Genomic DNA, 26,768 nt, shown 5'->3' with positions numbered 1-26,768 from the left:
GGACGGCAGGCCGCGTGCCGGGCGGGCGGGGAGGTTCAGGACGGGGGCCTCCGCCACTCGGGAGGCGGGGCTTTCCATCGACAGGGGGCGCCGGGGTGGGCAGCATGGCGCCGCCATGAACGTCGACCAAGCCCTCGCCTCGTCCGAGCGCATCTGGGAGCAGGAAATCGTCCCGGCGCTGGAGCGCTACATCCGCATCCCCAACAAGTCGCCCGCCTTCGACCCGGACTGGGTGAAGTCCGGCCACATGGAGCAGGCCGTCCAGCTCATCGCGGACTGGTGCCGCGCGCAGGCCACGCACCTGCCGGGCCTGACGGTGGAGGTGGTGCGGCTGAAGACGGCGGACGGCAAGGACCGCACGCCGGTCATCTACATGGAGGTGCCGGGCACGCGCGGTGACGACACCGTGCTGCTGTACGGACACCTGGACAAGCAGCCGGAGATGACCGGCTGGCGTGAAGGCCTGACGCCGTGGACCCCCGTGCGCGAGGGCGACAAGCTCTACGGACGCGGCGGCGCGGATGACGGCTACTCCGCGTTCGCGTCGCTGTCCGCGCTGCGGCTGCTCAAGGAGCAGGGCGTGCCGCACGCGCGCTGCGCCATCGTCATCGAGGCGTGCGAGGAGAGCGGCAGCTACGACCTGCCCGCGTACATCGAGGCGCTGGCGCCGCGCATCGGCAAGCCGTCGCTGGTGGTGTGCCTGGACTCGGGCTGCGCGAACTATGAGCAGCTGTGGATGACCACCAGCCTGCGCGGAATGATCGCCGGCAACCTGCGCGTGGACATCCTCACGGAGGGCGTGCACTCCGGTGACGCGACGGGCGTGGTGGCGTCTTCCATGCGCATCATGCGGATGCTGCTGTCGCGCGTGGAGGACGAGGCCACGGGCCACATCAAGGTGCAGGCCCTGCACACGGAGATTCCGGAGGGCCGGCGCCAGCAGGCGAAGGCCGCGGCCCAGACGATGGGCGACGAGCTGTTCTCGAAGTTCCCCTGGGTGGAGGGCGCGAACCCGGTGACGACGGACGGCGAGGAGCTGGTGCTCAACCGCACCTGGCGTCCGGCGCTGGCGCTGACGGGCGTGGAGGGCGTGCCGGGCCTGGCGAGCGCGGGCAACGTGCTGCGCCCCTTCACGACGTGGAAGCTGTCCATGCGCATCCCGCCGCGCGTGGACCCCAAGGCGGCCGCGAAGGCGCTGAAGGAGACGCTGGAGAAGGATCCGCCGTACGGCGCGAAGGTGTCGTTCGACGGGGACAAGGCGTCGGTGGGCTGGGACGCGCCGCCGCTGGCCAGCTGGCTGTCGAACGCGGTGGAGAACGCGTCCAAGACGTGCTTCGGCAAGCCCGCGATGGCGATGGGCGAGGGTGGCACCATCCCGTTCATGGGCATGCTGGGCGAGCGCTTCCCGGAGGCGCAGTTCCTCATCACGGGGCTCCTGGGGCCGGGCAGCAACGCGCACGGGCCCAATGAGTTCCTGCACATCCCCACGGGCAAGAAGCTGACCGCCGCCGTGGCGAGCGTCGTCGCGGACCACTTCAAGCGGTAGTGCCTCACCTGAAGGACGGGGCCGCACGCGCCTCGTCCTTCTTCCGAGTCGGAGCCCCTCATGCCGAGCAAGCCCCGCCGCACCGGCCACGTCCGTTCGCAGCCCCTCATCGCGGTGCGCGACGTGGAGGCGAGCAGCCGGTGGTACCAGGCGGTGCTCGGCTGTGAGAGCGGGCACGGCGGGCCCGAGTACGAGATGCTGCTGAACAACGGCGAGCTCGTGCTCCAGCTCCACGCGTGGGACGTGGATGAGCACGCGAACCTGATGGGGCCGGACTCGGCGCCGCGAGGTCACGGCGTGCTGCTCTGGTTCGAGACCACGGACTTCGACGCGTGCGTGGAGGCGGCGCAGGCGCTGAAGGTGGAGTGGGTGGAGGCGCCGCACGTGAACCCGAACTCGCGCCGCTGGGAGTTCTGGGCCAAGGACCCGGACGGCTACGTCGTCGTCGTGGCCGCGGAGTCGCGAGCGAAGCGCTCCTGACGCGCTTCACCCGGGCAATGCTTGTCCGCCGGACCGGCGGCACGAAGAGGCGCCTCAGCGCCCCGTCTTGATGCCCAGCGACGACCCTGACGGCGGCTTCCTCGGCGGGGTCGCCGGGCGGGCCGCCCGCTTCTGGAGCGCCACCGCCACCCCGGGCGCGTCCGCCGCGGACATCTGCCGCGTCACCGGCTCGTAGCCGTTGAGCGCGAGCGTCACCGCCACCGACGGCTCCCCGGGCACCAGCGGCAGCGCCACCGGCGTGATGCCGCGCTCCTCGCCCGCGACCTGCACCGTGGCGCCGGGCGGCTCGCTCGTCACCATCAGGCGCACCGGCTGGGGCGCGGTGTTCTCCGGCGGCGCCTCCGGCGTGGTGGGCCGCGCGGGCGTCTCCGGCGTGCGGCCCTGCACATCATCCGGGGGCCGCGTGGCCACGACCGGGGGCGGCGTCGCCGTCTCGGAGCCGCGCATCAGCACCACCGCCGCGCCACCCACCACCAGCGCCACACCGCCCACCACGAGGGGCAGCCATGCACGCCGCTTCGGAGGCTCCGGCGGCATCAGGGCCGCGGTGTTCCGTGTCTTCTCCGGCTCCACGCGCGTGGGCGGACGGGACGGCGGCCCCACCAGCTTCGACGCGCGCGACGCGGCCTGCCCTCGCGCACCCGACGTGGGCATCCCGTCCTTCGAGGAGTTGGACTGCGCGTCCAGGTCCACGTCCTCGGCCAGCTGATCCAACTTCGTCGGGTCCGCTTCCGTGGCGATGCGGTCCGCGTACAGCTCCCGCAGGTACGCGGCCAGGTGCGCGCTGCTGGACGGCAGCCGCAGGTTGAGCGTCCAGTCCTCCAACGCCAACCGGAACGCGGCGCAGTCCGCGTAGCGGCCCTCCGGCGTGGGCGCCAGGGCCTTGAGGACGATCTCGTCCAGGCCCGGCGGCAGCTTGGGGTTGAGCTGCGACGGCGGAGGCACCTGGCAGTCGCGCACCAGCCGCAGCGTCATCAGGTCCGTGTCGCCCTTGAAGAGGCGCTTGCCGGTGAGCAGCTCCCACATCACGACCCCGAGCGCGAACAGGTCGCTCCGGCCGTCCACCGCCATCCCGTTGGCCTGCTCCGGCGACATGTACGGGTACTTGCCCTTGAGCACGCCCGTCGCCGTCTGCTGACCGCTGGTGGCTGCCTTCGCCACGCCGAAGTCGATGACCTTCACGCCCCCGTCGAACCCGACGAGCACGTTCTGCGGCGACACGTCGCGGTGCACCAGCATCAGCGGCTGGCCGTGCCCGTCCCGCGCACCGTGCGCGTAGGACAGCCCCGCCGCCGCGTCCGCGATGATGCGCACCACCAGGCCCACCGGCAGCGGGCGCTCCTGCTTGCGCGCGAAGCGGTCCAGCCGGCGCACGTCCTCGCCCTGCACGTACTCCATGGCCAGGCAGTGCCGGCCCTCAATCTCCGAGAGGTCGAGGATGGTGATGAGGTTCGGGTGGGACAGCCGCGCCACCAGCCGCGCCTCGTCCAGGAACATTTCGAGGAACTCTTCGTCCTCGGCGAGGTGCGGCAAGATGAGCTTGAGGACGACCAGGCGCTCGAAGCCCGTCCCGTGCTCGCGGGCGAGGAACACCTGTCCCATCCCGCCCGACGCGATTTTTCGAAGCAGCTCGTATTTCCCGAAACCGACCGCCATGGGTGTCCGGGAGGATACCGCGCTTTCTCACCGGGCGGGAAACAGCCGACTTCCAAAATGACCGGGGTTCTGTCCAGCAGGGAGGGGCCCGCCTCCCTACCCGTTGAGGAGGCAGGCGGGCTACTGACGCCTAGGCCTTCATCTTGTAGCCGGAGCGCAGCACCGCGTACGTGACGCCCGTCGCGACCGCCGCGGTGAGGGCGAGGATGGCCCCGCCCACGAGCGGCGAGAACAGGCTGCTGCCGAGCATGCCGTAGCGCAGCCCCTCCACCATGTAGACCATGGGGTTGAAGAGGCTGACGTGGTTCCACGGCGAGGGCAGCTCGCGCACCGAGTAGAAGACGCCGCCCAGGAACGTGAGCGGCAGCATGACGAAGGTCGGGAAGAAGTTGATCTGCTCGAACTTCTCCGCCCACACGGCGGCCAGCATGCCCAGCACGCTGAACACGTAGCTGGACAGCATGAGGAAGTAGAGCGTCGCCAGCGGGTGCTCCAGGCTGAAGCCGGAGAACACCGCCGCGACAATCCACGTCAGCAGGCCCACCACCAGGCCGCGCACCATGGCGCCGCCGATGAAGCCCACCATCAGCTCACCGGGCCCCAGCGGTGCCACCAGCAGGTCCACCACCGTGCCCTGAATCTTGGTGATGAACAGCGACGAGGAGCTGTTGAGGAACGCGTTGTTCGCGATGCCCAGGAACACGAGGCCCGGCACGATGAAGTGCAGGTACGGCTGGCCCTCCACCTCGTGGATGCGGCCGGAAATCGAATAGCCGAAGACGATGAAGTACAGCGTGGTGCTGATGAGGGGCGACAGGATGGTCTGGCCCGGCACGCGCATGAAGCGCCGGACCTCCTTCGCGAACAGCGTCTGCATCCCGAGGACGTTCATGGGGTGTTTTTCGAAGGAGCGGGGGTTCAGGCGGCCTGCGAGGGGCGGCCACGGAGGATTTCGATGAGCACGTCTTCCAGGCGCGACCGCCGCGTCTCCACTTCCGAGATGGGCAGCCCGTCCGCGTAGAGCGAGCGGAGCAGCTCACCGGAGGGCGCGCAGTTGTCGCGCTCCACGTAGGTGAGCGTGCGGCCGTCGGTGGACAGGCTCGCGGCGAAGCGCGCGCCCGCGGCGGGCATGGCGGCCTGCGGTTCGGCGAAGGTGACGACCAGGCGCTTCTCGCCGAACCGGCGCAGGAGCGAGGCCTTGTCCTCGGTCATGAGCAGGCGGCCCTCGTTGATGATGCCCACGCGGTCCGCCAGCTCCTCGGCCTCTTCCAGGTAGTGCGTGGTGAGGACGATGGTGGTGCCTTCGCTGGCGATCTTCTTCACGTACGTCCACAGGTCGCGGCGCAGCTCCACGTCCACGCCCGCGGTGGGCTCGTCCAGGAACACGAGCTTGGGCTTGTGGACCAGGGCCTTGGCGATGAGCAGCCGGCGCTTCATGCCGCCGGACAGGGCGCGCGTGAGGGAGTCCTTCTTGGCCTGGAGGTTCAAGGCGGTGAGGACTTCGTCGATGCGCGCGTCGTCGCGGGGCTGGCCGTAGTAGCCCTGCTGGATGCGCAGGGACTCCGCGACGGAGAAGAACGGGTCGAAGTTGATCTCCTGCGGCACCAGGCCGACCTGGTAGCGGGGCCCGGTGGGGTCCACGTCCAGGTCCTTGCCGAAGACCTTCATGGTGCCAGCGGACTTCCTCACCAGGCCGCACACACTGCCGATGAGGGTCGTCTTTCCGGCGCCGTTGGGGCCCAGGAGGGCGAAGATTTCACCGGGGCGGATGGTGAGGTCCACGGCGTGAAGGGCAGTGAACTTTCCGTAGGCCTTGGAGAGGCCCTTCAGCTCCAGGGCGGGGGTCGTGGGCTCGGACATGGGGCGCTTCCTCTAACACCTTCGAATTGGGTTCGCTGGTCAGCGAGCAGGCGTTTTCGCTCCTGGACGCGTGACGCGCCCCGTCCAACCGGACACGGCGCTGACGCAGGCGCCTTGAGCCGGATGGGGCTCCCTGCTATCCGCTGGCCCCGCTCACGTTTCGGCGAATCCCAGGAGGCCTTCCGCCATGGCCCAGAATTTCATCTTCACGATGCAAGACCTGCGCAAGGTCAAGAACGGCAAGGACATCCTCAAGGGCATCTACCTGTCCTTCTTCCCGGGCGCGAAGATTGGCGTGATTGGCCCCAACGGCTCCGGCAAGTCCACGCTCCTGCGCATCATGGCGGGGGTGGACACGGAGTTCTTCGGCATCGCGAAGCCGGACCCCACGGTGAAGGTGGGCTACCTGGCGCAGGAGCCGCAGCTCGACCCGAAGCTGGACGTGAAGGGGAACGTGGAGCTGGGTCTGAAGGAGATCCGCCAGGCGTTGGATCGCTTCAATGAGGTCAGCGCGAAGTTCGCGGAGCCCATGGACGACGCGCAGATGGAGAAGCTGCTCGCCGAGCAGGCGAAGCTGCAGGACCTCATCGACGCGACGAACGGCTGGGAGCTGGACCGCACGCTGGAGATGGCGATGGACGCCCTGCGGCTGCCTCCGGGCGACGCGGACGTGACGAAGCTGTCCGGCGGTGAGAAGCGCCGCGTGGCGCTCTGCCGCATCCTGCTGGAGAAGCCGGACCTGCTGCTGTTGGACGAGCCCACCAACCACCTGGACGCGGAGAGCGTGGCGTGGCTGGAGCAGGCGCTGAAGGCATACACGGGGACCATCGTGTGCATCACGCACGACCGGTACTTCCTGGACAACGTGGCGGAGTGGATCCTGGAGCTGGACCGCGGCGAGGGGGTGCCCTGGAAGGGGAACTACTCCAGCTGGCTGGACCAGAAGCAGAAGCGGTTGGAGTTGGAGGAGAAGTCGGAGAGCCACCGTCAGAAGACGCTCAAGCGCGAGCTGGAGTGGGTGCGGGCGTCTCCGAAGGCGCGTCAGGCGAAGAGCAAGGCGCGCATCGCCGCGTACGAGGAGCTGTTCAACCAGTCGCAGCAGAAGCGGGACGTGACGGGCGAGGTGATGATTCCGCCAGGTCCGCCGCTGGGTGGGTTGGTGGTGGAGGCGAAGGGGCTGCGCAAGGCGTACGGCGACCGGCTGCTCATCGACGAGTTGAACTTCAAGCTGCCGCCGGGCGGCATCGTGGGCGTGATTGGTCCGAACGGCGCGGGCAAGACGACGCTGTTCCGGATGATGACGGGCACGGAGAAGCCGGACGCGGGCGAGCTGCGGATTGGCGAGTCGGTGGTGATGGCCTACGTGGACCAGAGCCGCGACTCGCTGAACGGTGAGCAGTCGGTGTTCCAGGAGGTGAGCGGGGGGTTGGACCTCATCGACCTGGGCAAGGCGGGCACGGTGCCCAGCCGCGCGTACCTGTCGGGCTTCGCGTTCAAGGGCACGGATCAGCAGAAGCGGGTGAAGGACCTGTCCGGCGGCGAGCGCAACCGGCTGCACCTGGCGAAGATGCTCAAAGCCGGCGGCAACCTGCTGCTGTTGGACGAGCCCACGAACGACCTGGACGTGGAGACGCTGCGAAGCCTGGAGGACGCGCTCTTGAGCTTCGCGGGCTGCGCGGTGGTCATCAGCCACGACCGCTGGTTCCTGGACCGCATCGTCACGCACATCCTGGCGTTCGAAGGCGACAGCAAGGCCTTCTTCTTCGAGGGCAACTTCGAGGACTACGAAGCGGACAAGAAGAAGCGCCTGGGCCCGGACGCGCTGGAGCCGCACCGGATCCGGTACCGCCCGCTGACGAAGGGCTGAGATTTGTCGGTGCTGTGCTCCGCCCTGTGAGTGATTCCGGGGCGGAGGACGCGCGGCGTGGATGGCTTTGGCTTCGCAGTTACGAGAGTCTTGTGCTCACCTGAAATGTGACGAACAGGAGAGTGCCATGCGACAGCGTTTGCTCATCCGTGCAGTGGTCAGACTCTTGATGCCTGAAGAGGGCGGCTCCCAGGGCCCCATGGGGAAAGAGTTCAGGCCCAATTGGAACATTGGAAGCAGAGCCGATGATGGCCAGATGGCATTGGACGGCGGCTTCGTCACATTGGATGACGCCGGACCGCTTGTTCCGGGACAGGAGAAGGAGGCCGTCATCGAGCCGCTTCTGTCCGAGCCTTGGCTGCACGTGGCTCAGGGGATGGAGATTCCGATGCATGCGGGGGCTCGAGTCATCGGTTCTGCTCGCGTCTTGGAGATTGTATGGGCTTGATGCGCGATGAGGATGTCTTGAACGTGCTTCGTGCGAAAGAGAAGCTGCTGACCCCAGTGGAACTCGCGGAGTTGCTTGGCGGCATGCTTGAAAATGGGATTTCACATTCTGTGATTGTTTTCTATTTCAAGCGGGCATTTCCATCCATTCCTCTGAGGGCCTTGCTGGAGTCGGGGCTGTGGTGGAGGGTCGGCAAGGGCGGCATGAGCGACCAAGAATTCAATGAACACTTGAAGCCTTGGGTGGGACGAGGCGTTGCCGCTTGCAATGGCGGACATCTCGTCTGAAGTGGTGGCGCCAGTCGCGTGAGCCCAAGGTATCCTGGGTTCAAATGACAATTCTTTCCATGATGGTTGGTCATGCTCTGGCGCTCCTGTCCGGCGCCGCCCCCAACAGCTGTGCCGCCCCGGAGCCTGCGCCTTCCTTTGTGGCGAAGTTTTCTCCCTCCGCCTCCGATTGCTCCATGGACTCGACCGTCCCCGGCCCTCAGTGGTTGCCCGTGGCGGTGCGGCGCATCCCGGTCGTTGTCCATGTCGTCGCGGACACCGCGTGCACGACTGGCAACGTGTCGGACGCGCTGGTCCACAGTCAGATTGCGGTCCTCAATGAGGACTTCCGCGCGCTGACTGGCACTCCGGGGGGCAGTGGGGTGGATAGCAAGATTGAGTTCTTCCTTGCCACCGTGGACCCCTTGGGCAATCCGACCACGGGCATCCAGCGCTATTGCAACACGACCTGGTACCAGGACACGGGCAGCTACTGGCTCAGCACCGCGTGGGATCCAACGCGCTACGTGAACATCTACACCAACAGCGCCGGCGGTTCGCGAGGCTACGTGCCCTTCCTCCCCGCGGAGCCCACGGGCGCCGTGGGTCAGCCGCAAGACCGGGTGGTCATCAACTGGCTGGCATTCGGACGGGTGGGGCCCGTCGTGCCGTACCACAACGGGCGGACCGTCACGCACGAGGTGGGCCACTACCTGGGCCTGTTCCACACGTACTACTCGGGATGCGGCACGGCCACCGCGCCGGACTGCTACACCACCGGAGACCGCATCTGCGACACCCTGCCCAACGCCACCTCTCACAAGGGGTGCACCGCGGGAATCACCAGCTGCGGCGGCGTGCCGGTCCCCATCCAGAACTACATGGAGCTGACGGACGACGCCTGCATGACCGGCTTCAGCGCGGAGCAGGTCCAGCGCATGCGCTGCACCCTGGCCACCTACCGCCCGGACCTGGCGCAGTAGCGAACTCAGGAGGCTGACGGTGGCATGCCGCCGTCAGCTGCTCCGAACGCCCCAGCGCTTCTTGAACGTGTCCCGGTGCGCGGCCCACCAGTCGCGCCCGCGATGCGCTTGTGGACGCACCGCTCGCATCCCTGGGCTCCATGCTCGACTTCACCGTGCCCGCAGGCGGCATGCCCCTGTGGGGCCGTTGCGCCCCTGGCTGCAAGCAGAACGGTGAAGGGCTCCGTCTCGTAGCTCGACCTTGGGAGTCTGGACCGGGGGCGTCCATGAAGCGGGATGGGGCAACCCGAATCGCGACGGTGGGAGCCGCTCAGCGCTTGGAACAAGACGGGCTGCGGTATTGGCCCATGTTTTGCTAACAACCTTCCGTGTTCCTAGAGGCGCCGGAGAGGCTCCTTGTAGCAGTCCCCATTGCGAACCGGTTGAGCCCAGCCTGACCCAGGCGCACACCGCGCGGCCTCCGTTCAGCTCAAGAGCGAAAGAAATCAATGACACGAAAATCATGCATTCGCGTGAGTGGGCGGAGCCTTGGCCGATATGAGGCTTTGCTGTCCACCCTCCTGTTCCTGACAGTGACCCTCGTCTCCTCGATTGGCTTTGCCGCCAATCCCTCGGAACCACCTCCAGAGGAGGTCAGCGGTTGCCCGGACTGTCCTCCGCCGCCGGAGTGTGAGCCGGAGGTTTGTGACGGTGTCGACAATGACTGCGATGGAAAGATCGACGAGGGGTTGCTGCGCACTCTCTACCGGGACGCGGATGGGGATGGCTATGGCGCGGGCGCTAGCATTCAGGGGTGCCCCCTCGGCCTCGGCTGGGTGACCAACAACCTCGACTGCAACGACTCCAATGCGTCCGTCTGGCAGGTCTCCAGGTTCTACCGGGACGCGGACGGGGACGGCTATGGGGCGCCGAACAACTGGATCGACAGTTGTGGGCGTCCCGCCGGTTACGTGACGAACGCAACCGACTGCAATGACAGCAATGCGGCCGTCAAGCCGGGCGCCATCAAGCAGTGCGGCGTGGGCGCTTGCGCTGCATCCGTCCAGGCGTGCGTCAACGGCGTGGAGCGGACCTGCACCCCGGGCACCCCCAGCCCAGAGGTATGCGATCGCGAGGACAACGATTGCAATGGGAAGGTGGATGACGTCCCGCCCATCACCTGTGGCCAGGGGGTCTGCATGCGCTCGGCGCCGGCCTGCGGCGAACTGTGCGAGACCGTGGAGGGCCAGGACGGCAAGCCGCCCAAGGTGGTCTGTGAGTGGGGCAACTACGGTCGGTGCACCCCGGGCACTCCGTCCAAGGAGCTATGCGCCAATGGCGTGGACGATGACTGCAACGGCTCCGCGGACGACGCGAGTGACGAAGCGGATTGGATCACCTTCTATCCCGACCGGGACCATGACGGCGTCGGCGCCAGCTGGGGGGCAGAACTGGCGTGTCGACAGCCTCCGAACACCTCAAGGGTCTCAGGGGATTGTGACGACACGCGGAGCGACATGAAACCAGGGGCCGCTGAACTCTGTGACGGCATCGACAACAACTGCTCCGGTGATGTGGACGAGTCCAGCGTCTGCGAACAGTCCGTCTGCCAATAGCAATCCCTCATTCCATTCCAGCACCGGTATTTCCCTATGAGCCACTCCTCACGACCTCCAGAGCGCCGCAAGCGGTTCGCGGCCAGACTCACGTTGTTCTTTTACGGTGCACAGCTCCTCGGGGGCTGCCTTCCCGAGCCAACCTCCTCGGATGGCACTGACGGCCTGTCCAGGGCACGCTCGCGAGTCGTGTCGGCGAGCATCCCCTTCGAGCTGGGGCCGGACACCATCCTCGACACAGGAACCTCCGGAGGGGACGTGCCGGGCATCACCCCCTTCGTGGCGGATGTGACGCAGAATGGCTCCGCTTCCGTGACGGTGCCCCTCTGGGTTCCGGCGGGACGCGCGGGCATCCAGCCTTCGCTTTCCATCGTCTATGACAGCCAGGGAAGCGACGGGCTCCTGGGCCCTGGCTTCAACCTGTCCGGGCTGTCGCAGATCAGCCTGTGCCCCAACTCCTTCGCGCGAGACGAGAAGACCATCGCCATCGACTTCTCTCCGGACATGGCGTTGCCCGTGAGGGACCGCTACACCCGGACGTATTGCCTGGACGGCGTCCGGCTCGTTCCGTCCGAGAACGATCCGCGCTCCTTCAAGACCGAGCATGACAGCTACGCCTCCATTCGCATCCCCGCTGAATCGGATCCCCAGGATCCGACGACCTTCGAGGTCCGGGGACGTGACGGCCTCATCCGGACCTACGGGAAGACGCTGTCGCGTGAAGACGCCCTCATCCAGGGCCTCTACGAGAAACTGGGCGAGGGACCGGACGGCGGCATCCAGGTGACGGAGAGCAAGACGGTCAAGCTCGCATGGGCGCTCGCGGCCGTGGAAGACCATCCCGGAAACCGGATGGATGTGTTCTACGACCAAGCGCCTGTGGGCGCCGAGCCTGGGGCCTGGCATCGGCCTGACCGGATTGTCTACACGCAGCTTCACAATGACTCCGGAACGCTCGAGCCCGGAACGCGCGAGGTCAAGTTCCACTATGGGCCGAGGACGGATGTCTTCAATGGATACCTGGCGGGCGTGAAGGTCGGCCGAGATTTCCGTCTCACGGGCATCGACATGAAGGGGCCCGGAATCGCCACCGGTTCGGGTTCTCCGCCCACCGTGGTGCTGCGCTCCTACAGTCTGACCTACCACCCGAGCGAGACGAGCAACCGGAGCCTGCTGACGGAGCTTCGAGAGTGCGACGGGAAGAACGTGTGCAAGGCGCCAGTGCGCTTCGACTGGGAGCAGGGCTCTTGGGAATTTGAGTACCCGCCGGCTCAGAACGTCAGCGACGCGGCCCAGGGTGTGGGCGTGCATGCTTTCGGGCTGGGCGCGGGCCGCCAGGGTCTCGCGTACTTTGTGAAGTCCCAGAAGATGTCTGAGGAAGACCTTGAGATGACCGACAGGGTCGGCACGACGACGGGCTTCACGGCGCAGATCTGGGAGGACACGATGCGCCTGCTGCAGTTCCCGGACGCCGCATCACCCACGCTGACGGTCTCCAACGTCACGGGCAGAGCTCTCTGGTACCCCTATTTCAACATCGCGGCGACGAACTGGGCCGACGACATCTGGGATGCCATTTTCGGAGACAATGACCCTGGGGACTACTGCGGAAACCGTGCTCAGCGCAATCTCTTTCCATTGGTGGCGGATTGGGATGGCACGGGCCGTTCCACGGTCACGTCGCTGTCGTGTAAGTGGGGCGTGCCAAAGAGTTCTCTCTTTTTTGCACCTATGTATGGCCACAGCCGCATGGGATCGGATGAATTCCTGGCCGTTGGCTCCGAGCCGAACTTCCAGTACTGGCTTGATGTCGATGGTGACGGCCGCAACGATCTCGTGTGGACGGGTCAGCACGAAATCGATCTGACGGGGGATGCCGATTCGATGGTTCCTGCCAAGCGCCGCGTGGTTGCCATGCCGGCGTCTGGCAAAGCGCCCAACGAATCCCCTGTCGGCTATTTCCAGCCGTCTCGGTTCGGCCTGCGGGCAGTGGACCTGGATGGGAGCGGGAAGATGATCATGTTGGGGACGGGCCCTGATGGAAACACCTTTCTGGAGGGGCTCGCCTATCACGATCGCGGGACCAGTGTGTCTCCAACGATGGACGCGTTTCGGACCACCATCCGAAAGCCTCCGGCGCTTCCCCTGCTGGTGCCCGACGTCTATGCCTCGACCTTCGACTTCGTGGATGTCAATGGCGATGGGCTCTCGGATGCGGTGATGCTGGGCTTGAGGAGTTCTTCCGATACGGCTCCTCGGCTCACGGTGCAGCTCAACACCGGGGCGGGGTTCACCGAGTCCCGTGAGCTTGCCCTGCCTGGGGACATTGCCAGCCGCCTGATTGGGGCCAAGACGGAGCACGGGGACTTCGACGGCGATGGACGGGTAGACTTCGCCATCTTCAAGAATGGGGAGTTGGTTCAGTTCCTGCTCGCAGGGACTCAAGGAAACTTCGGCACCCTGGTGTCTCCGGCGGTGGTCCCCAGTGGCGACAATGCGGAATGGGCCCAGGTCATTGACGTCAACAACGATGGGTTGCTCGATTTCACCTGGCGCCAGGGGAACTCGCTGAAGGTCGCGCGGCGCACCAAGGCCATTGATGTACTCAAGCGGGTGCACGGCAACACCCAGGTCATGAATTATCAGTTTTATTCGGGCCTGAACTATTCGTTCGAGTACGCTCCGCTCTCTCAATCGAATCCCCACGGCAACGTCACGCCCAGCGAGCCGTTCTACACGACGGAGGTGCTGAATGCCCCCTTCAGGCCCTGGCTGCGATTGGCGCCCGAGTCGATGCGCGTGGTTTCGCGGATGTCGCTCAATTCCAATGAACAGCAGCAGCGGAGCTGGCGCTATCTCTATCGGGACGGGCGCTCCGATACACAGGGGCTGGGGTGGCTTGGCTTTGGCTCGCGGGTCGTCGTGGATGAGCTGACCGGGGCTCGGACGACGACGGTCTATGAGAACACTTCCTTGGAGGGAGAGCCGGTCGGCCACCAGTACAACTCGAACATTGTCTACCCCAGGAGGGCGGCGGCTCCCCTGGCGCATCTTCCGCGCGAGGAGACCGTCGAGGTGCCCCTGAATGGGGGCGCGAAGCAGCAGACGCAGCGGACGTGGACCTACAGCCGGAGTCCGGCGACGTATGCACCGACCTACCGGCAGTACGCCAGCCGGCTCGTGGAGACGGTGAAGGAGATCAAGGGCGGCACCGTCACGGTGGTTTCTGAAACGGAGACCCTCACGGAGCTTGATGCGTACGGCACGCCCGTCAAGAGCACCCAGCTTGTCCATGGCGCCAACAAGACCGAGCAGGTGGAGCAGGTCACCACCGTGGGCGCCCTCGGTTTCGACCCGGAGATGTGGAGGCCCCAGGGCACCTGGTCCGTGGCCAGCTCCTGGACGTCTTGCTCCAGGTCGCCAGCGGTCGGCTGCGTGGGCGGAGCGGATGCGGCCAACGTGCGGACGCAGACGTTCACGTTCGACGGCCGTGGGCAGGTTGAGATCGTGGAACTGGAGCCTTCGCGCAGCGGCGAGGGCAGCCTGCCGCCGGAGACCTCCGAATCCTATCTCAAGACGACCTTCCTGCGGGATTCGCGCGGACTGGTCCGCAGCGTCGACCGTGAGGGGGGCGGCGTCAAACGCTCCGAGTCGGTCACGTATGACGACGTCGACCAGACGCAGGTGATCTCCTCCACTGATGCGGAAGGGGCGACCTGGAAGTACTTGTACCATCTGGGGCTGGGCGTGCTCGCGCAGGCTGCGGATCCCAACGGTGTGCACACGCGCTTCCAGTACGACGGCTTCGGCCGTCCGCGCGTGGTCACTTCGCTCTACCGTGGGCCTTCTGTCGCGCCAGGTGACCAGTCCGTCGTCCGGACGTTCTACGAGCGCAACGGGGCCCTGTTGCAGCAGCGCACGCAGGTGGCCACGGGTGTGGGGACCCTGACTGAAACCATCACCCGGTTCGACGCGATGGGCCGGCCGGTTTCGAGTCAGGGGCCACGGTTTGACGGTGAGACGGTGGTCTCCAGCGTCAAATACGATGCGCACGGACGCGTTGGGAAGCTGGAGGCTCCGCGGACCAGCACCGAGAGCCCGACCTGGGAGTCCTACGAGTACGACGCCCTGAATCGTCTCACCGTGCGTCGCATGGGGGACGGCATCTCCTCCCCGACGGGGACGCTCGTCGAGCGCCTCGCCTATACGGTTCCGACCGCCTACTCCACCCAGACGTCCGTGACGGATGCGCTGGGGTTGGAGAAGAAGAGTGTCTTCGACTTCCGGGGCCTGATGGTGACGGCGACCGAGGCCGTGGGGACGGCCAAGGAAGCGACCATGGCGTACGGCTATGGCCCCTTTGGCCGGTTGGAGACCACGGACGACCCTCAAGGCAATCGCAGCCTGAACGTCTACGACGCCCAGGGACGGCTCGATCGGTCGGTGGATCCGGGATCTGGAACGCGCACCTACCGGTACAACGCCTTCGGCGAGGTGAAGCGTGACGCGGACGGCCTGGACGGAATGGCGGGGCTGCTTGCCACCACGTACGAGCGGGACCGGTTGGGGCGTGTCCTGAGCGCGAAGAACAACCAGGAGGAACTGGCGTACGAGTACGACCAGGGGATGGGCGCGATACGGCGCCTGACGAAGGCGACCCGCACGGTTCTGGGTGGGCCGCTCGAGGTCGTCACCACGCATCACATCTACGACGAGTTCGGTCGCGAGACGGACACCCTGCAAGACGTAGCGGGCAACTCGCTGGTGGTGAGCCGACAGTTCGATGACTTCGGCCGGCTGAGCCGGCTCACCTATCCCGTCATGCTCAACGGGCAGCCGGTGTCCACCAGCTACGCCTACAACGCGCGCGGCGCGCTCTCGAGCATCTATCGGACGGGCGCCTTCACGACCTACTGGTCAGCGCTTGAGCGGGACAGCGTCGGCCGTCTGAAGAAGACGCGGTACGGCAACGGTGTCGAACGGGAGTCTCGCTACGACAGCCGGGGGCGTCTACGTTTCCTGGAGGCGAAGCGCAATGGCGTCAATGTCCAGCGGCTCGCCTACGAGTACACGGCCAATGACAACCTGGCCGCGCGACATGACCTGATGGTGGGAGTGACTGAGAAGTTCTCCTACGACGTGCTCGACCGGCTGGAGTGGTGGCGGGTGCTGCAGGACTGCCAGCGTTTGGAGACCCAGTTCCAGTACGACGGCCTTGGCAACCTGCTCAGCCGTTCGCCGATCACCGGTTGGGAGCCGTCCGCGCTGCTGAACTACAGCGGCGGAACGAGCGGCGGGCCCCACGCCGTCAAGCAGGCGCAGCTCGGGAGCGACTCGTTCACCTATGAGTACGACCATCGGGGAAACCAGCTCGCGTCGCGGGATGCGACGGGTGCTCTCGTCCGGTCGGTCGACTACACCTCGTTTGACTTGCCGAAGAGCATCACCACTGCGGGCGACACGGTGGCCTTCGGCTACGACGCGTCGGGAGCTCGTGTTCGGAAGAAGAGCGCTCAGGAGGACGTGCTCTATGTGGGGGGCCTCTACCAGCGCCGCACGCAGGGGCTGACGACGACGCACGTCCTCAGCATCCCCAGCCCCGAGGGGATCATTGGAGAGCTGTCCTGGGATGAGGGGGCGAGCACGGAGAACGTGCGCTACTTCCTCAACGACCGTCAGGGCAGCCCGGACACGGTCACCGACGCATCAGGCGCGGTGGTGGAGCGCATCAAGTACGACCCCTTCGGCGCGCGTCGCAACGCTGGCAACCTGGCGCAGGCTTCCAACGCCTTCCATCCGGGCGCACGGAAGGGTTACACGGGTCATGAGCACGACGACGAGCTGGGGCTCATCAACATGCGCGGGCGCATCTACGACCCGCGACTGATGAAGTTCCTCAGCGTGGATCCGGTCGTCGCGAATCCCGGCTCGGTCCAGGCGTACAACGCGTACTCCTACGTCCTGAACAACCCGACCCGCTACACCGACCCCAGTGGCTTCGTCCCCTACGGGGGAACGCTGGTGAGCCATTGGGACGGGGCTTCGGGCGGTTCCACGTCGATGCAGAGCCTGGCGATGAGCCTGGTGGAGCGCTACATGCTCGCTCCGGGGGCCACGCTCTTCCTGCCCAGCGTGGACTTGCGGGTGCCCAGTGTGGCGGCCCTGGACGACGCGAAGGTGGCGCCGGCGGGGCACTACACGAATGACGTGGGCCAGAGCTCGGCGCCCTACCGTTCCAGTGCGACGTCCGTGCTGAACACTGTCTCGGGAGCGCTGGACTCGGAGAAGTTGTCCTGCGGCATCTCTGTAGACTGTCACCTCCTCAGGGCGAGTGCGAAAATGCACCTCGGCAACCTGCTTGAGGCATCCCAGACATACGATCACTACGCTCCCGTCAGTACGTTCGCCGCGACCAGCCTGACCATCAATCACTTCATCCCCTTCGTGACCGCAGGGGAAAGCGTCAATAAGGTGAAGCCTGCGTGCACTGCTGGCGGTTTGGGGCAGTGCAGCTCGGGAGTCGCTAAGGCTCTTGGTAATTCATTGCTGACGGGTGCGGCAATCTATGGAATGGCGACCGGTTTCGCGAGCGTTGTTTCGCGAGGCGCATCGCTGGTTTCGAAGGGAGCCGCAAATGGGGCCGATAAAATCGTCTACAGAGGCTTGGCTGCGGGCGAGGATGCCGCCGCTGGTCTCGTAGCGCGTGCTCCAGGGGCAGGGAACTCCGTGGCCTCGCATGTGGCTGGCAAGAAGGCGTCCCAGTGGATCTCGACCACGAAGAGCGAAGCAATCGCCAGGGACACTTTCGGTCAACACGGTTATGTCAAGATCGATCTGTCGAAGGTGAGCGGCGAGGTCGTTGATGTCAGTGGCGGCATCCCCGGGATGGAGCGCGGCATGCTCTCCAACTGGGCAAGGAAGATGCAGGAAGTGCTCGTCCGAGACGCCATTCCATCCGAAGCCATCATCAGATAGGCATTCCCCATGCATATGAGCCAAGCACAAGAAGAGCTGGAAGCCGCGTGGTCCGACGAGGATGGCTTTCTGGTCCAGCTCCGGATGGGAAACTTCGACTCCGCGAAGGCTGACGCCCTGTTGACGATGCTCAAGCGGATGGATCTGGGTGGGAGCGGTCCTCTCGAGCGGCGTGTGGTCTCGCTGCTGTGGTACCTGCCCCTTTTCATGAGCTGGCAGCGCGAGCGGGTTGAGCCGAAGCGCTTGATCGAACTGGCGAAGGTCGAGGCGCTGGCGACCAACGAAGTAGAGCGCCTCCTCGGCGTTCCGTGAGCTCCTTGACCAGCGCCTGAGCTGGCAACCCGGGTCCTCGCATGTCCAGGTTGAGTACATATTACTCCTCGTGCCCCACCCCCTGTTCCCAGGGGGCGGGGCGCGGATCCGGCCCACTACGAAATCATGCCCGCGGAGGATGTGAGTCTCACCCAGGAGCAGTTCATAACCGCGTGCGAGGGCATCAGGTGCAAGCGATTAGCAACATCGTTCTGGAGATCCCTCCCGGTTTCGAGGACTACGCTTGGGAGGTTGAAGCCAAAGGCTGGCTCTCCGGAGTCGTCGCGGTGATTCAGGGGCGTCGGTACACGCTCACCGTGTACGACCCGGCTCGCTTGACCCAGGATGTTGAGGATGCGCTGAAGGGCGGCAGGGTGTTTCTTGAGCGGAATCTCGTGGTCGTCGCTTCCATCACGAGGGATCGCATCGTGTCTGCCATCCAGGAAATCGTTCAGGCGGGCAGGGTCGGCGACCTTCGGCCTGACCCGGGGTAGGTCGTCAGCCGCCGCTCCGTTCACCCCAGCGCTTCTTGAACGTGTCCCGGTGCGCGGCCCACCAGTCGCGCCACTCCTTCACCGCTGACTCCCTTTCGGCCCGCGGACCCGCGGGCTGGAAGTGGAGTCAGGTGGACGTCGCGTCCCTCAGGCACATCTCCGCCAGGAAGCGTGTGCGGACGTCCTCGCTCTCCAGCAGGTCGATGAGCTCCGGGATGGTGTGCCTTCCCATCGCCTCGCGCGCCTGTGCGAACGCCTTGGAATCCTCCGCCATGCCACGAGTGTTCCCGGTGCAGGCCCTCCGTGCGAGTGCCGCTGGTGGACACTGTTCCCCAGCGGGCTTCTAGGGCGCGGGCGGGGCCGCTATGGTCCACCCCAGCGGAGGACTCGCCCGCCAGGAGCCATGAACTTCGTCTTCATCTCCCCCCACTTCCCCTCCCAGTACTTCCACTTCGCCGCCGCGCTGCGCGAGCGCGGTGTGACCGTGCTGGGCATTGGCGACACCCCCTACGAGTCCCTGCGCCAGGAGCTTCGCGAGTCCCTTCGCGAATACTTCTTCGTCCCCAGCCTCACCGACTACGACGCACTCCTGCGCGCCACCGGCTACCTCACCTGGCGCCATGGCCGCATGGACCGCATCGAGTCCCTCAACGAGTCCTGGCTCGAAGTCGAAGCCCGCCTGCGCGAGGACTTCCATGTCCCCGGCCTCCAGCCCTCGGACATCCTCAAGCTGCGCTCCAAGTCCGGCATGGCCGAGGTCTTCCACGCCTCCGGCGTCCCCCACCCGGACCTCTTGCGCGTGCGCGACGCGGACCAGGTGAAGACCTTCGCCGCCCGCGTGGGCTACCCGCTCGTGCTCAAGCCTGACGTGGGCGTGGGCGCTGCTCACACGTTCAAGGTCGCCAGCGACGCGGAGGTGGACGCCGCTCTCGCCCACCCGCTGCCCACGTCCTATGTCGCGCAGCCCTTCGTGCGCGGCACCATCGTCACCTACGACGGCATCGTGGACCGCCACGGCGTCATCGTCTTCAACCTCAGCCACGAATACAGCGACGGCGGCATGGAGACCGTCACCGAACGGCGTGACATCTCCTTCTGGAGCCTCCAGCACATCCCCGCCGCGCTCGATGTGCTGGGCCGCCAGGTCGTCGCCGCGTTCGGCCTGCGCGAGCGCTGGTTCCACCTGGAGTTCTTCCGCCTGCCAGACGGCCGCTTCGTCGTGCTGGAGGCCAACCTGCGCCCGCCCGGCGGCTTCATGACGGACATGATGAACTACACGTGCGACATCGACGTGTACCGGCTCTATGCCCGCGTCGTGACGGGCGACCCGGTGGCGGACTTCCAGGCCATCCCGCGCCACCACGTCTGCCACAGCGCCCGCCGTCACGGCCGCCGCTACAAGCACTCCCACTCGCAAATCGTCGAACGGCTGGGCAAGTCGCTGCTCGTGCACCGCGAGCTGCCGCCCATCTACCACTCGCTGCTGGGTGAAGAGATGTACCTCACGCGCCACACGGACACGGAATCCATGCAGGACGCGGTGCGCTTCATCCAGGCGACGTGAGCTTCAGGGCTCCTGCGTCCAGGTGAGCGCGTACTCGGTGCGCTCGCCGTCGTCGTACAGCTTCGTCGCGCGAGGCGCCTTCGCTCCGCCCGCGGTCAGCAGGGCCTCGAAGAGGGCCTCCACGTAGCCGGGCCCCTTGAGGCTTGAGTTGAAGTGCAGCTCGAAGTGCGCGGGGCCGCGCTCCACGAGCGTCACCTCCGTGTAGTTGTCCGTGCCGCGCAGCACCTCCGGCAGCCGCTGCACCATGCGCCGGGGGCCCAGCACGCGCATCACGCTCATCACCGCGCGCCCCAGCAGCGTGGCCCCGTAGCCCTCCACGTGTGCCCGGGCGAGCCGGGCGAAGCCCTCCGCTGGGGGCAGGCCCGGGTACACCTCTTCCACGACGATCTCCAGGCACCGCCCCCAGAGGGGCACGGGGTAGAGCGGCAACAGCGGCCGGTCCAGGTCCACGCCCGCCTGGCGCAGCCGTTCTCGCAGGCGGGGGGACACCTGGCCTCTCAGGCCGTGCTGGAGCAGGCCCTCCACGACCTGCACATAGACCTGCCGCTGTTCGGGCGGCACCGAGCGGGGCCGGCGTGTCACGGAAGCGGACTCACCCGAGCAGCCACTGCATGGCGCCCGGCAGCCGGCGCTGCCAGTCCTTCTCGTGGTGCTCGCCGCCGGGCTCCAGCACGAGCGACACCTCGTGGTCTCCGTAGCCCAGGCCCTTGAGGTGGTGGAAGAAGTCGCGCGTGCCCCGGCCGTAGTCCAGGGGGATGCCGCCCGCGTGGATGGACTCCGTGGCGCCCGCGTCCAGGTAGATGCGCGTCCAGCGCTGGCTGTGCTCGCGCCACGCGTCGAACAGGCGGCCCTGGCTCCACATCACCGTGGGCGACAGCGCGCCGATGCGCCCGAACACCTGCGGGAACTTCCATCCCAGGTACAGGGAGATGAGCCCTCCCAGCGACGAGCCCATCGCGCCGGTCCACTGGCTGCCCTGACGCGTGCGGTACGTCCGGTCGACGTACGGCTTGAGCTCCTCCACGAGGAAGCGCCCGTAGGCCTCGCCTCGCGCGGACACGCCGTTGCGCGGCTCGTCCCACGGCGAGTACTCCTGGAAGCGGCCGGGGCCCGAGTCCACCGCGACGATGATCCACGGCTCCAGCCGCCCCGCCTGGACGCCCTCCTCCGCGACGCGGTTGGCGCACCACGTGTCGAAGACGGCGGACTCCGGATGCGCGAAGACGTTCTGCCCGTCGTGCATGTAGAGCACCGGGAAGCGGTGGTCCTGCCAGGAGTCGTAGGCGTCCGGCGTGTAGATGCGGACGGTGCGGTTGAAGCCCTCCTGGGGAGAGGGGAAGTGGCGAAGGATGTGGACGTAGCCCATGCGCTGTTTCTGGGGCCGGACGGGACCGGCCTCGCGAGGATGTCACCGCAGCATAGCCGCACCGCCCCACGCGACGCGGCAAGCGTGGACCGCCGTCCCTGGCCTGGACGGCGGGTCCGAGGAAGGGATGGACCGCGCGTAGAGCCTTCGCTGTAGGGAAGGGTGGTCCCGCTCGTGCAGAGGGCCCGCCGCGTGCGTTCCGTCCTCGTCTGCGTGTGGCTGTTCCTGCTGGGTCTTCCCTTCACGGTGCTCGGCGCGACCTATGAGGTAGACCCCGAGGACACGGGAGAGCAGGCGCTGTTCGCGCTGAGGGAGGACGGCGCCATCACGGCGGAGACGCTGTCCGCGCTGATGGTGCTGCGGCGCTCGGGAGTGGATCCGGCGCATGCGTCGCGCGCCTCGCTCTATGCGTTGCCGGGACTGACGTACGCGCGCGTGGATGGGTTCGAGGCTTCAGGGACGCTGACGCAGGAGGAGCGGCGACGGCTGGCGCCCTTCCTGACGACCTCCGCGCCGGAGCGGGTGACGGGCGATGCGCGGCTGCTGACGGCGTTCGCCGCGTCGGATCCGGTGCTTCCTCCCCTGGCGCTCCAGGTGCGCGTGGCTGGGCCGGAGGGATGGCGCGTGGGACTGCTCACGTCCCTCACGCGGCGCCGGCTGGGCGCGGTGCACCGGGATGCGAACCGGCGAGCGCTGGTGGCGGAGGCTCCCGGTGTGTCGGTGGTCGTGCCCAAGTTCCACGGTCAGTGGACGGGCGAGCGGGCTTCCGTGCTGGTGGGTTCGTACCGGCTGGGCTTCGGTCAGCGGCTCACGTTGGACACCACCGGACTGCCCACGCCGGACGGCTTCCTGCCCGACGATGCCGTGCGAGTGCCGGGCGGCGTGGAGCGCTGGTGCTTCCTGGGAGAAGGCGCCTGCACCCCCGAGGAGCGCGACGCGGACGTGACGCCGGACTTCCAGTGGGACGAAGGCTTCCGGGGCGTGGTGGGCACGGTGCGGACCTCCTCGGGCGTGTCCGTGACGGGCTTCGGTTCGTACCAGTCCCGCTCGCTGCTCTCGCATGCCCTGATGGAGCGGACGTCCTGCGCGGGCTCTGCCTGCAAGGCGCCAGCGGTGTGGCTCGCGGGGACGGGCTCGCCCATGGGACGCGTGGTGTCGCGCGCGCTGCCCGGCGTGTTCCACGAGTGGGCGGGAGGTGGCCACGCGGCGATGGCGTGGACCCGGCGGGCACAGGTCGGAGTGACGGCCTGGGGCGCTCGGCCCGTGTGGAGCGTGGAGGGCGCGCTGCTCGATTTCCGTTCCACTGCGGGCTACCCGGCGGGCGGAGCTTTCGGCGCGGTGGGTGTGGATGGCGCGTGGGGTCTGGGACCTGTCGACCTCTTCGTGGAAGCGGCGCGTACGTTCGATTCGGCGCCGGGCGGAGGAGGTGGCTACGGCGCGCTTCAACGCACGGTGGTGGCGGACACGTCGAAGGAACTGGAGCTGTCGCTGCGTGCCTACGGACGCGGCTTCGCCAATCCCTATACAGGCGCGATGTCCGGCCCGGACGAACTGGAGGGCTCACGGGCGCGAAATGAAGTGGGCGCGCGCGTGCGCTATCTGCACCGCGTGGAAGGCGCGCTGCGGCTGCGCGGTGAGGTGGATGCGTGGACGCTGCCCGCCGACGGCGCGGCGGTGGGCAGTGCCGGCACGGTGAACCTGCGGGCTTCGGCCCGGGTGGACTGGCGGGCGCACGCGCTGTTCCAACCGTCGCTGTGGGCAGAGTACCGGGACAAGGACGTGGGCGTGTCGGGCGACTGCTTCGACGGTTCGGGCGAGGACCCCTGTTCAGGGTCGCTCCTGCGCATCACGGCCCGGGTGAAGGCGGAGCTTCACGACGCCGTGTCCGTGGCCGCGCAGTACGCGCATGCCCGCGTGGATGATCCGGTGAACCAGGGCGTGCGTGAGGACGCGCATGCGGTGGTGGAGGCGCAGGTGCGGCCTTGCGACGCCGTGAGGCTGCGCGGCCGCGCCGTGTGGAAGGACGAGGACCTGTCGACGCGCAACCGGCTGGAGCAGGCGTTCCGCGCCACGCTCGATGCGAGCTGGACGGCGTTCGCCGTGACGACACGGGCCCGGTACGCGTGGGTCGTGGACTTGAAGGACGCGAGAGGGGCCCGGACGCCGCCGGATGCGCCCCGGCACCTGTTCGCGCTGGAAGTGGAGACGCGGTTCTGAAGGGAGCGGAGTGTGGCGGCTTGGGCAGTGCGGGGATGGGGCGTGCGGTTGGGATTGGGATGGGTGCTGGGGTGGATGGGGGCGTGCGGACTGCCCATGTGGGAGGAGGAGCCAGCGGCCTGTGATGCATTGCTGCCGGGGGACCTGGTCATCACGGAGTACCTCAACGACCCCGTGGGCGCGGACACGGGGAAGGAGTACGTGGAACTCCACAACCCCACCGGGGAGACCGTGGACCTGCTGGGCGTCACGCTCTTCACCGCGCGCGACGAGGCGGCACAGGAGCGGGTCTACACGTTCACCACGGGCCTGCCGGTGGACGCGGGGGCCTTCGTCGTGCTGGGCGACGTGCGCGAGGGAGCGCTGCCCGAGCATGTGGACCAGACCTATGGGGATGCGCTCGGCGCGCTGGGGAACAGCGCGGGCCTGTTGGGCCTGCGGTGCGGGACGCGCGTGCTCGACTCGGTGGTGCTCGAAGCGCCCGCGAAGTCGGGCTCGGCCCGGACCCATGACGGCCTGTCGCGCTGGTGCGATGCGCCGGGCAGTCCAGGCGTCGCGAACGCGCCGTGCCCCTCGCTGCCGGATGGCGGAGTGACCTCCGGAGCGACGTGCCTGCCACCGGGCGCGGTCTCTCCCCGGGAGGTCCAGTCCCCTCGACCCGGAGAGCTGATCATCATCGAGGTGATGGCCAACCCGCGAGGCGACGACACCGTGGGCGAGTGGCTGGAGGTCCGCGCCACCGTGCCCGTGGACCTCAATGGACTGACGGTGGGGACGGACACGTCCGGTACACGACTGGAGTCGGAGCGCTGTCTGTCCCTCGCCGCCGGAGAGTCCGCGCTGCTCGCGCGAAGGCGGGAGCCGGAGGTGAACGGCGGCCTGCCGGCGCCGCTGGCAACGTTCTCAGTGGACCTGCGCAACGCGGGCGGCGTGGTCGCCGTGCGCGCGGGGAGCGTGCTCATCGACAGCGCGCTGTATGGCCCGGCCCAGGACGGCGTGGCCACCCAGGTGTCCGCGCCGCTCACCGCCGATGCGAAGGGCAACGACGTCACGGCGTCCTGGTGCGCGGCCACGGAGGCCTACGGTGACAAGGGCAACCTGGGCACGCCGGGACGGACCAATCGCGTGTGCACAGCAACGGACGCGGGCACGGCTCAGGCGGGCTGTATCGACCGGACCACGGGGCAGACCCGTGCGCTCCGAGCTCCCACCGTGGGCTCCCTGGTGCTCACCGAGTTCATGGCCGACCCCGCCGCCGTCCCGGATGCGCAGGGGGAATGGGTGGAGGTGCTCGCGCTGCGCGAGGTGGACCTCAACGGGGTGACGCTCGCCAACGAGTCGGGCAGCTCCGTCCTGGAGTCCCCACTGTGCCTGTCGATGAAGGCAGGAGGCTTCGCGGTCCTCGCGCGCAGCGACGATGCCTCACTCAATGGCGGGCTGCCCTCGGTGCTCGGCACGTTCGCGTTCGGCCTGGGCAACAGCGCGGGGGCCCATGGCCTCAAGCTGTCGGCGCAGGGCACCGTCCTGGACTCGGTGGCCTTCACGAGCGCCGCGAGCCCCGGCGTGTCGTCGCAGCTGGATGCTCGTGTGCGGGACGCCGCCGGCAACGACGCGGCCGGGGCCTTCTGTCCCACGCCCGACGGCGTGACCTACGGCACGGGCGACCGGGGCACCCCGGGGCGGGAGAACCGCACGTGCGCGCGATGAGGACGCTTGTCGTGGGGTGGATGCTGCTCGCCGTCCTGTCCGCCTGTGGTGGCGGGGAAGGGGAGTGCGGTCCGAGCACGGGCGTGGTGACGAAGGTCATCGACGGGGACACGGTGGTGCTCCAGGACGGCGAGCGGATCCGCTACCTGCTGGCCGACACCCCGGAGACGACGAAGGGGCACGACGACTGCTTCGGCGAGGAGGCCACGGAGTTCAACCGCTCGCTCGTGGAGGGCCGCACGGTGCGGCTGCGGGACGCGGAGGCGTGCACGGACCGCTACGGGCGGCGGCTCGCCTACGTGTCCGTGGACGGCCAGGACGTGAACGCGCTGCTCGTGCAACGGGGCTATGCGTGCACGCTGTTCATCCCGCCGGCCGGAACCTCTCGGCGCGGCGAGTTCGAAGCCCTGGAGCTGGAGGCCCGGCGCGCACGCCGGGGCCTGTGGGGCCGCTGCCCGGCGCCGTGTCCCCGGGGCCGGCGCCCGCCAGCGTCCACCCTACGGCAAGGTGTCCATCACCGCCCGGGCCAGCTCCGACTCCAGCGGCCAGGCAGCCGGGCGGCGCGACGTGGTGAGGGCCAGCGTGCCATCCGAGAGCCTCGCCCCGAAGTCGTCCCCCACGGACAGCCGCACCCTGCGCACCCGCTCCCGGAGCACGTCGCCCACGTCGGGTGTCGTGGCCAGCTTGGCCAGCACTTCGCCGGTGCGCTCGACGAGCCACGCCAGGGGCTGGATGTGGGCCTCCTGCTCCAGCTCCGCGGCCGTGCCGAACTCCGCCGTCACCTTCGCGCCCCAGGCGGTGGACAGCTTGTCGGCCAGCGCGGGCAGGTGGCGGCGCAGGTGCATGGGCGAGGACTCGGGCATCGACTTCGCGGGCGTGTCCAGCACCGTGGCGTCGTGCAGCGTGAGCGCCTCGATGACGCCGTCCGGGACGAACGTCACGTCCAGGTTCTCCCCGCGCGAGCCGTAGCCCCCGGAGGTGATGAGCAGCACGCCGCGGCCCTGGCGGAACTCGCCGTACTCCCGGACGAGCCCCGTGATTTCACGCCCGCTGCACAGGAACAGCGACACCAGCGGCAGGTTCAGCGGCAAGCCCTCGTTGCGGCGGCGCATGAGGATGCTCATCGCCTCCAGCACCTCCCAGACGCTGCGCACGGGGCCCCGGGCCAGCGACTCCAGTGGATCCACCGCCTGGGTCGTGCTCATGACCGGCCCTCGCCCCTCTGGACGTGTACTCGGGTCCACGTCCTCGGGGGCAACCGCCCCGTCGCCAGCGTGTGCGCACCCTGCCCGCCGGTCCTGCGTTCCGCGAATGCCATGACCTGCTGCCTCCCGTGTTCTTGGGAGTCAGTCTCCCCCAGGACCCTGACGGCGCCCAGCGGTTCACGGAGGCCTCCCATGGCCGCCCGCCA

20 protein-coding genes and 2 pseudogenes are annotated in these 26,768 nt (G+C 67.7%); 15 read left to right on the top strand and 7 right to left on the bottom strand.

The window, feature by feature from the left end; genetic code table 11:
* The first annotated feature begins 115 nt into the window (after positions 1-115).
* Both D7X99_RS25655 and D7X99_RS25650 read left to right on the top strand, forming a co-directional pair.
* On the top strand, positions 116-1,546 hold the full coding sequence (locus tag D7X99_RS25655) for a M20 family metallopeptidase (RefSeq protein WP_121780075.1): 1,431 nt from the start codon (positions 116-118) through the stop codon (positions 1,544-1,546).
* A gap of 60 nt (positions 1,547-1,606) precedes the next feature.
* Positions 1,607-2,026, top strand: a complete 420-nt coding sequence (locus D7X99_RS25650; RefSeq protein ID WP_121780074.1) for a VOC family protein — start codon at positions 1,607-1,609, stop codon at positions 2,024-2,026.
* Positions 2,027-2,080: 54 nt separating this feature from the next.
* On the opposite strand, the gene D7X99_RS25645 is transcribed toward D7X99_RS25650, so the two are convergent.
* From D7X99_RS25645 to D7X99_RS25635, 3 genes are all read right to left on the bottom strand, one after another.
* Positions 2,081-3,703, bottom strand: coding sequence for a serine/threonine-protein kinase (locus tag D7X99_RS25645; protein ID WP_121780073.1), 1,623 nt, complete (start codon positions 3,701-3,703; stop codon positions 2,081-2,083).
* A gap of 130 nt (positions 3,704-3,833) precedes the next feature.
* Entirely contained in the window at positions 3,834-4,595 is a 762-nt protein-coding gene (locus D7X99_RS25640) for an ABC transporter permease (RefSeq protein WP_121780072.1), read from the bottom strand.
* A gap of 26 nt (positions 4,596-4,621) precedes the next feature.
* Positions 4,622-5,563: an ABC transporter ATP-binding protein gene (locus tag D7X99_RS25635; protein ID WP_121780071.1), complete on the bottom strand. Its 942-nt coding sequence runs from the start codon at positions 5,561-5,563 to the stop codon at positions 4,622-4,624.
* Positions 5,564-5,750: 187 nt separating this feature from the next.
* On the opposite strand from D7X99_RS25635, the gene ettA reads away from it, so the two are divergent.
* From ettA to D7X99_RS25600, 9 genes and pseudogenes are all read left to right on the top strand, one after another.
* Complete coding sequence (gene ettA / locus D7X99_RS25630) at positions 5,751-7,430, top strand: energy-dependent translational throttle protein EttA (RefSeq protein ID WP_121780070.1); 1,680 nt, start codon at positions 5,751-5,753, stop codon at positions 7,428-7,430.
* 127 nt (positions 7,431-7,557) lie between these two features.
* Positions 7,558-7,878 (top strand): hypothetical protein, encoded by a 321-nt coding sequence (locus D7X99_RS25625; protein WP_121780069.1) that lies wholly within the window; start codon positions 7,558-7,560, stop codon positions 7,876-7,878.
* Positions 7,869-8,165 (top strand): hypothetical protein, encoded by a 297-nt coding sequence (locus tag D7X99_RS42410; RefSeq protein ID WP_147476263.1) that lies wholly within the window; start codon positions 7,869-7,871, stop codon positions 8,163-8,165. Before D7X99_RS25625 ends, D7X99_RS42410 begins: the two co-directional genes overlap by 10 nt.
* Positions 8,166-8,341: 176 nt before the next feature.
* Positions 8,342-9,127, top strand: coding sequence for a zinc metalloprotease (locus tag D7X99_RS25620; protein ID WP_233613723.1), 786 nt, complete (start codon positions 8,342-8,344; stop codon positions 9,125-9,127).
* Positions 9,128-9,615: 488 nt separating this feature from the next.
* Positions 9,616-9,852: pseudogene (locus D7X99_RS44700) on the top strand (hypothetical protein); the annotation flags it as partial.
* A 90-nt stretch (positions 9,853-9,942) separates the two neighbouring features.
* Positions 9,943-10,722 carry a putative metal-binding motif-containing protein gene (locus D7X99_RS25615; RefSeq protein WP_233613721.1) on the top strand — a complete coding sequence of 260 codons (780 nt, stop codon included), beginning with the start codon at positions 9,943-9,945 and terminating at the stop codon, positions 10,720-10,722.
* 189 nt (positions 10,723-10,911) lie between these two features.
* Positions 10,912-17,697 carry an RHS repeat-associated core domain-containing protein gene (locus tag D7X99_RS25610; protein ID WP_158627068.1) on the top strand — a complete coding sequence of 2,262 codons (6,786 nt, stop codon included), beginning with the start codon at positions 10,912-10,914 and terminating at the stop codon, positions 17,695-17,697.
* A gap of 15 nt (positions 17,698-17,712) precedes the next feature.
* Positions 17,713-18,009, top strand: coding sequence for a hypothetical protein (locus tag D7X99_RS25605; protein WP_147476262.1), 297 nt, complete (start codon positions 17,713-17,715; stop codon positions 18,007-18,009).
* Between the two features lie 173 nt (positions 18,010-18,182).
* Positions 18,183-18,503, top strand: coding sequence for a hypothetical protein (locus D7X99_RS25600; RefSeq protein ID WP_147476261.1), 321 nt, complete (start codon positions 18,183-18,185; stop codon positions 18,501-18,503).
* Between the two features lie 127 nt (positions 18,504-18,630).
* Here the strand turns inward: D7X99_RS25600 and D7X99_RS42900 are convergent, their stop codons facing one another.
* Positions 18,631-18,777, bottom strand: a complete 147-nt coding sequence (locus D7X99_RS42900; protein WP_158616640.1) for a hypothetical protein — start codon at positions 18,775-18,777, stop codon at positions 18,631-18,633.
* Positions 18,778-18,906: 129 nt separating this feature from the next.
* Here D7X99_RS42900 and D7X99_RS25595 point away from each other — a divergent pair, with 129 nt between their 5' ends.
* Entirely contained in the window at positions 18,907-20,067 is a 1,161-nt protein-coding gene (locus tag D7X99_RS25595; RefSeq protein ID WP_121780063.1) for an acetyl-CoA carboxylase biotin carboxylase subunit family protein, read from the top strand.
* Positions 20,068-20,070: 3 nt separating this feature from the next.
* On the opposite strand, the gene D7X99_RS25590 is transcribed toward D7X99_RS25595, so the two are convergent.
* On the bottom strand, positions 20,071-20,649 hold the full coding sequence (locus tag D7X99_RS25590) for a DUF2378 family protein (protein ID WP_233613719.1): 579 nt from the start codon (positions 20,647-20,649) through the stop codon (positions 20,071-20,073).
* 10 nt (positions 20,650-20,659) lie between these two features.
* The gene (locus tag D7X99_RS25585; RefSeq protein ID WP_121780061.1) at positions 20,660-21,433 is read right to left on the bottom strand and encodes an alpha/beta hydrolase; all 774 of its coding nucleotides are present in this window, start codon (positions 21,431-21,433) and stop codon (positions 20,660-20,662) included.
* A gap of 192 nt (positions 21,434-21,625) precedes the next feature.
* Here D7X99_RS25585 and D7X99_RS25580 point away from each other — a divergent pair, with 192 nt between their 5' ends.
* The 3 genes and pseudogenes from D7X99_RS25580 to D7X99_RS25570 all read left to right on the top strand — a co-directional run.
* Positions 21,626-23,650, top strand: a complete 2,025-nt coding sequence (locus tag D7X99_RS25580; protein ID WP_171805323.1) for a hypothetical protein — start codon at positions 21,626-21,628, stop codon at positions 23,648-23,650.
* Positions 23,651-23,662: 12 nt separating this feature from the next.
* The gene (locus D7X99_RS25575; RefSeq protein WP_368667797.1) at positions 23,663-25,357 is read left to right on the top strand and encodes a hypothetical protein; all 1,695 of its coding nucleotides are present in this window, start codon (positions 23,663-23,665) and stop codon (positions 25,355-25,357) included.
* Positions 25,354-25,791 (top strand): annotated as a pseudogene (locus tag D7X99_RS25570) (thermonuclease family protein); the annotation flags it as partial. The gene D7X99_RS25575 and the pseudogene D7X99_RS25570, both read left to right, overlap by 4 nt.
* Positions 25,792-25,854: 63 nt before the next feature.
* Here D7X99_RS25570 and D7X99_RS43205 read toward each other — a convergent pair.
* Positions 25,855-26,562 (bottom strand): hypothetical protein, encoded by a 708-nt coding sequence (locus D7X99_RS43205; RefSeq protein ID WP_199756366.1) that lies wholly within the window; start codon positions 26,560-26,562, stop codon positions 25,855-25,857.
* Positions 26,563-26,768: the final 206 nt, after the last annotated feature.

The organism is Corallococcus sp. AB032C (genome assembly GCF_003668935.1).
GTDB lineage: Bacteria > Myxococcota > Myxococcia > Myxococcales > Myxococcaceae > Corallococcus > Corallococcus exiguus.
The sequence above is the reverse complement of the archived record's forward strand: the minus strand, read 5'-3'. Positions and strand labels throughout refer to the sequence as shown.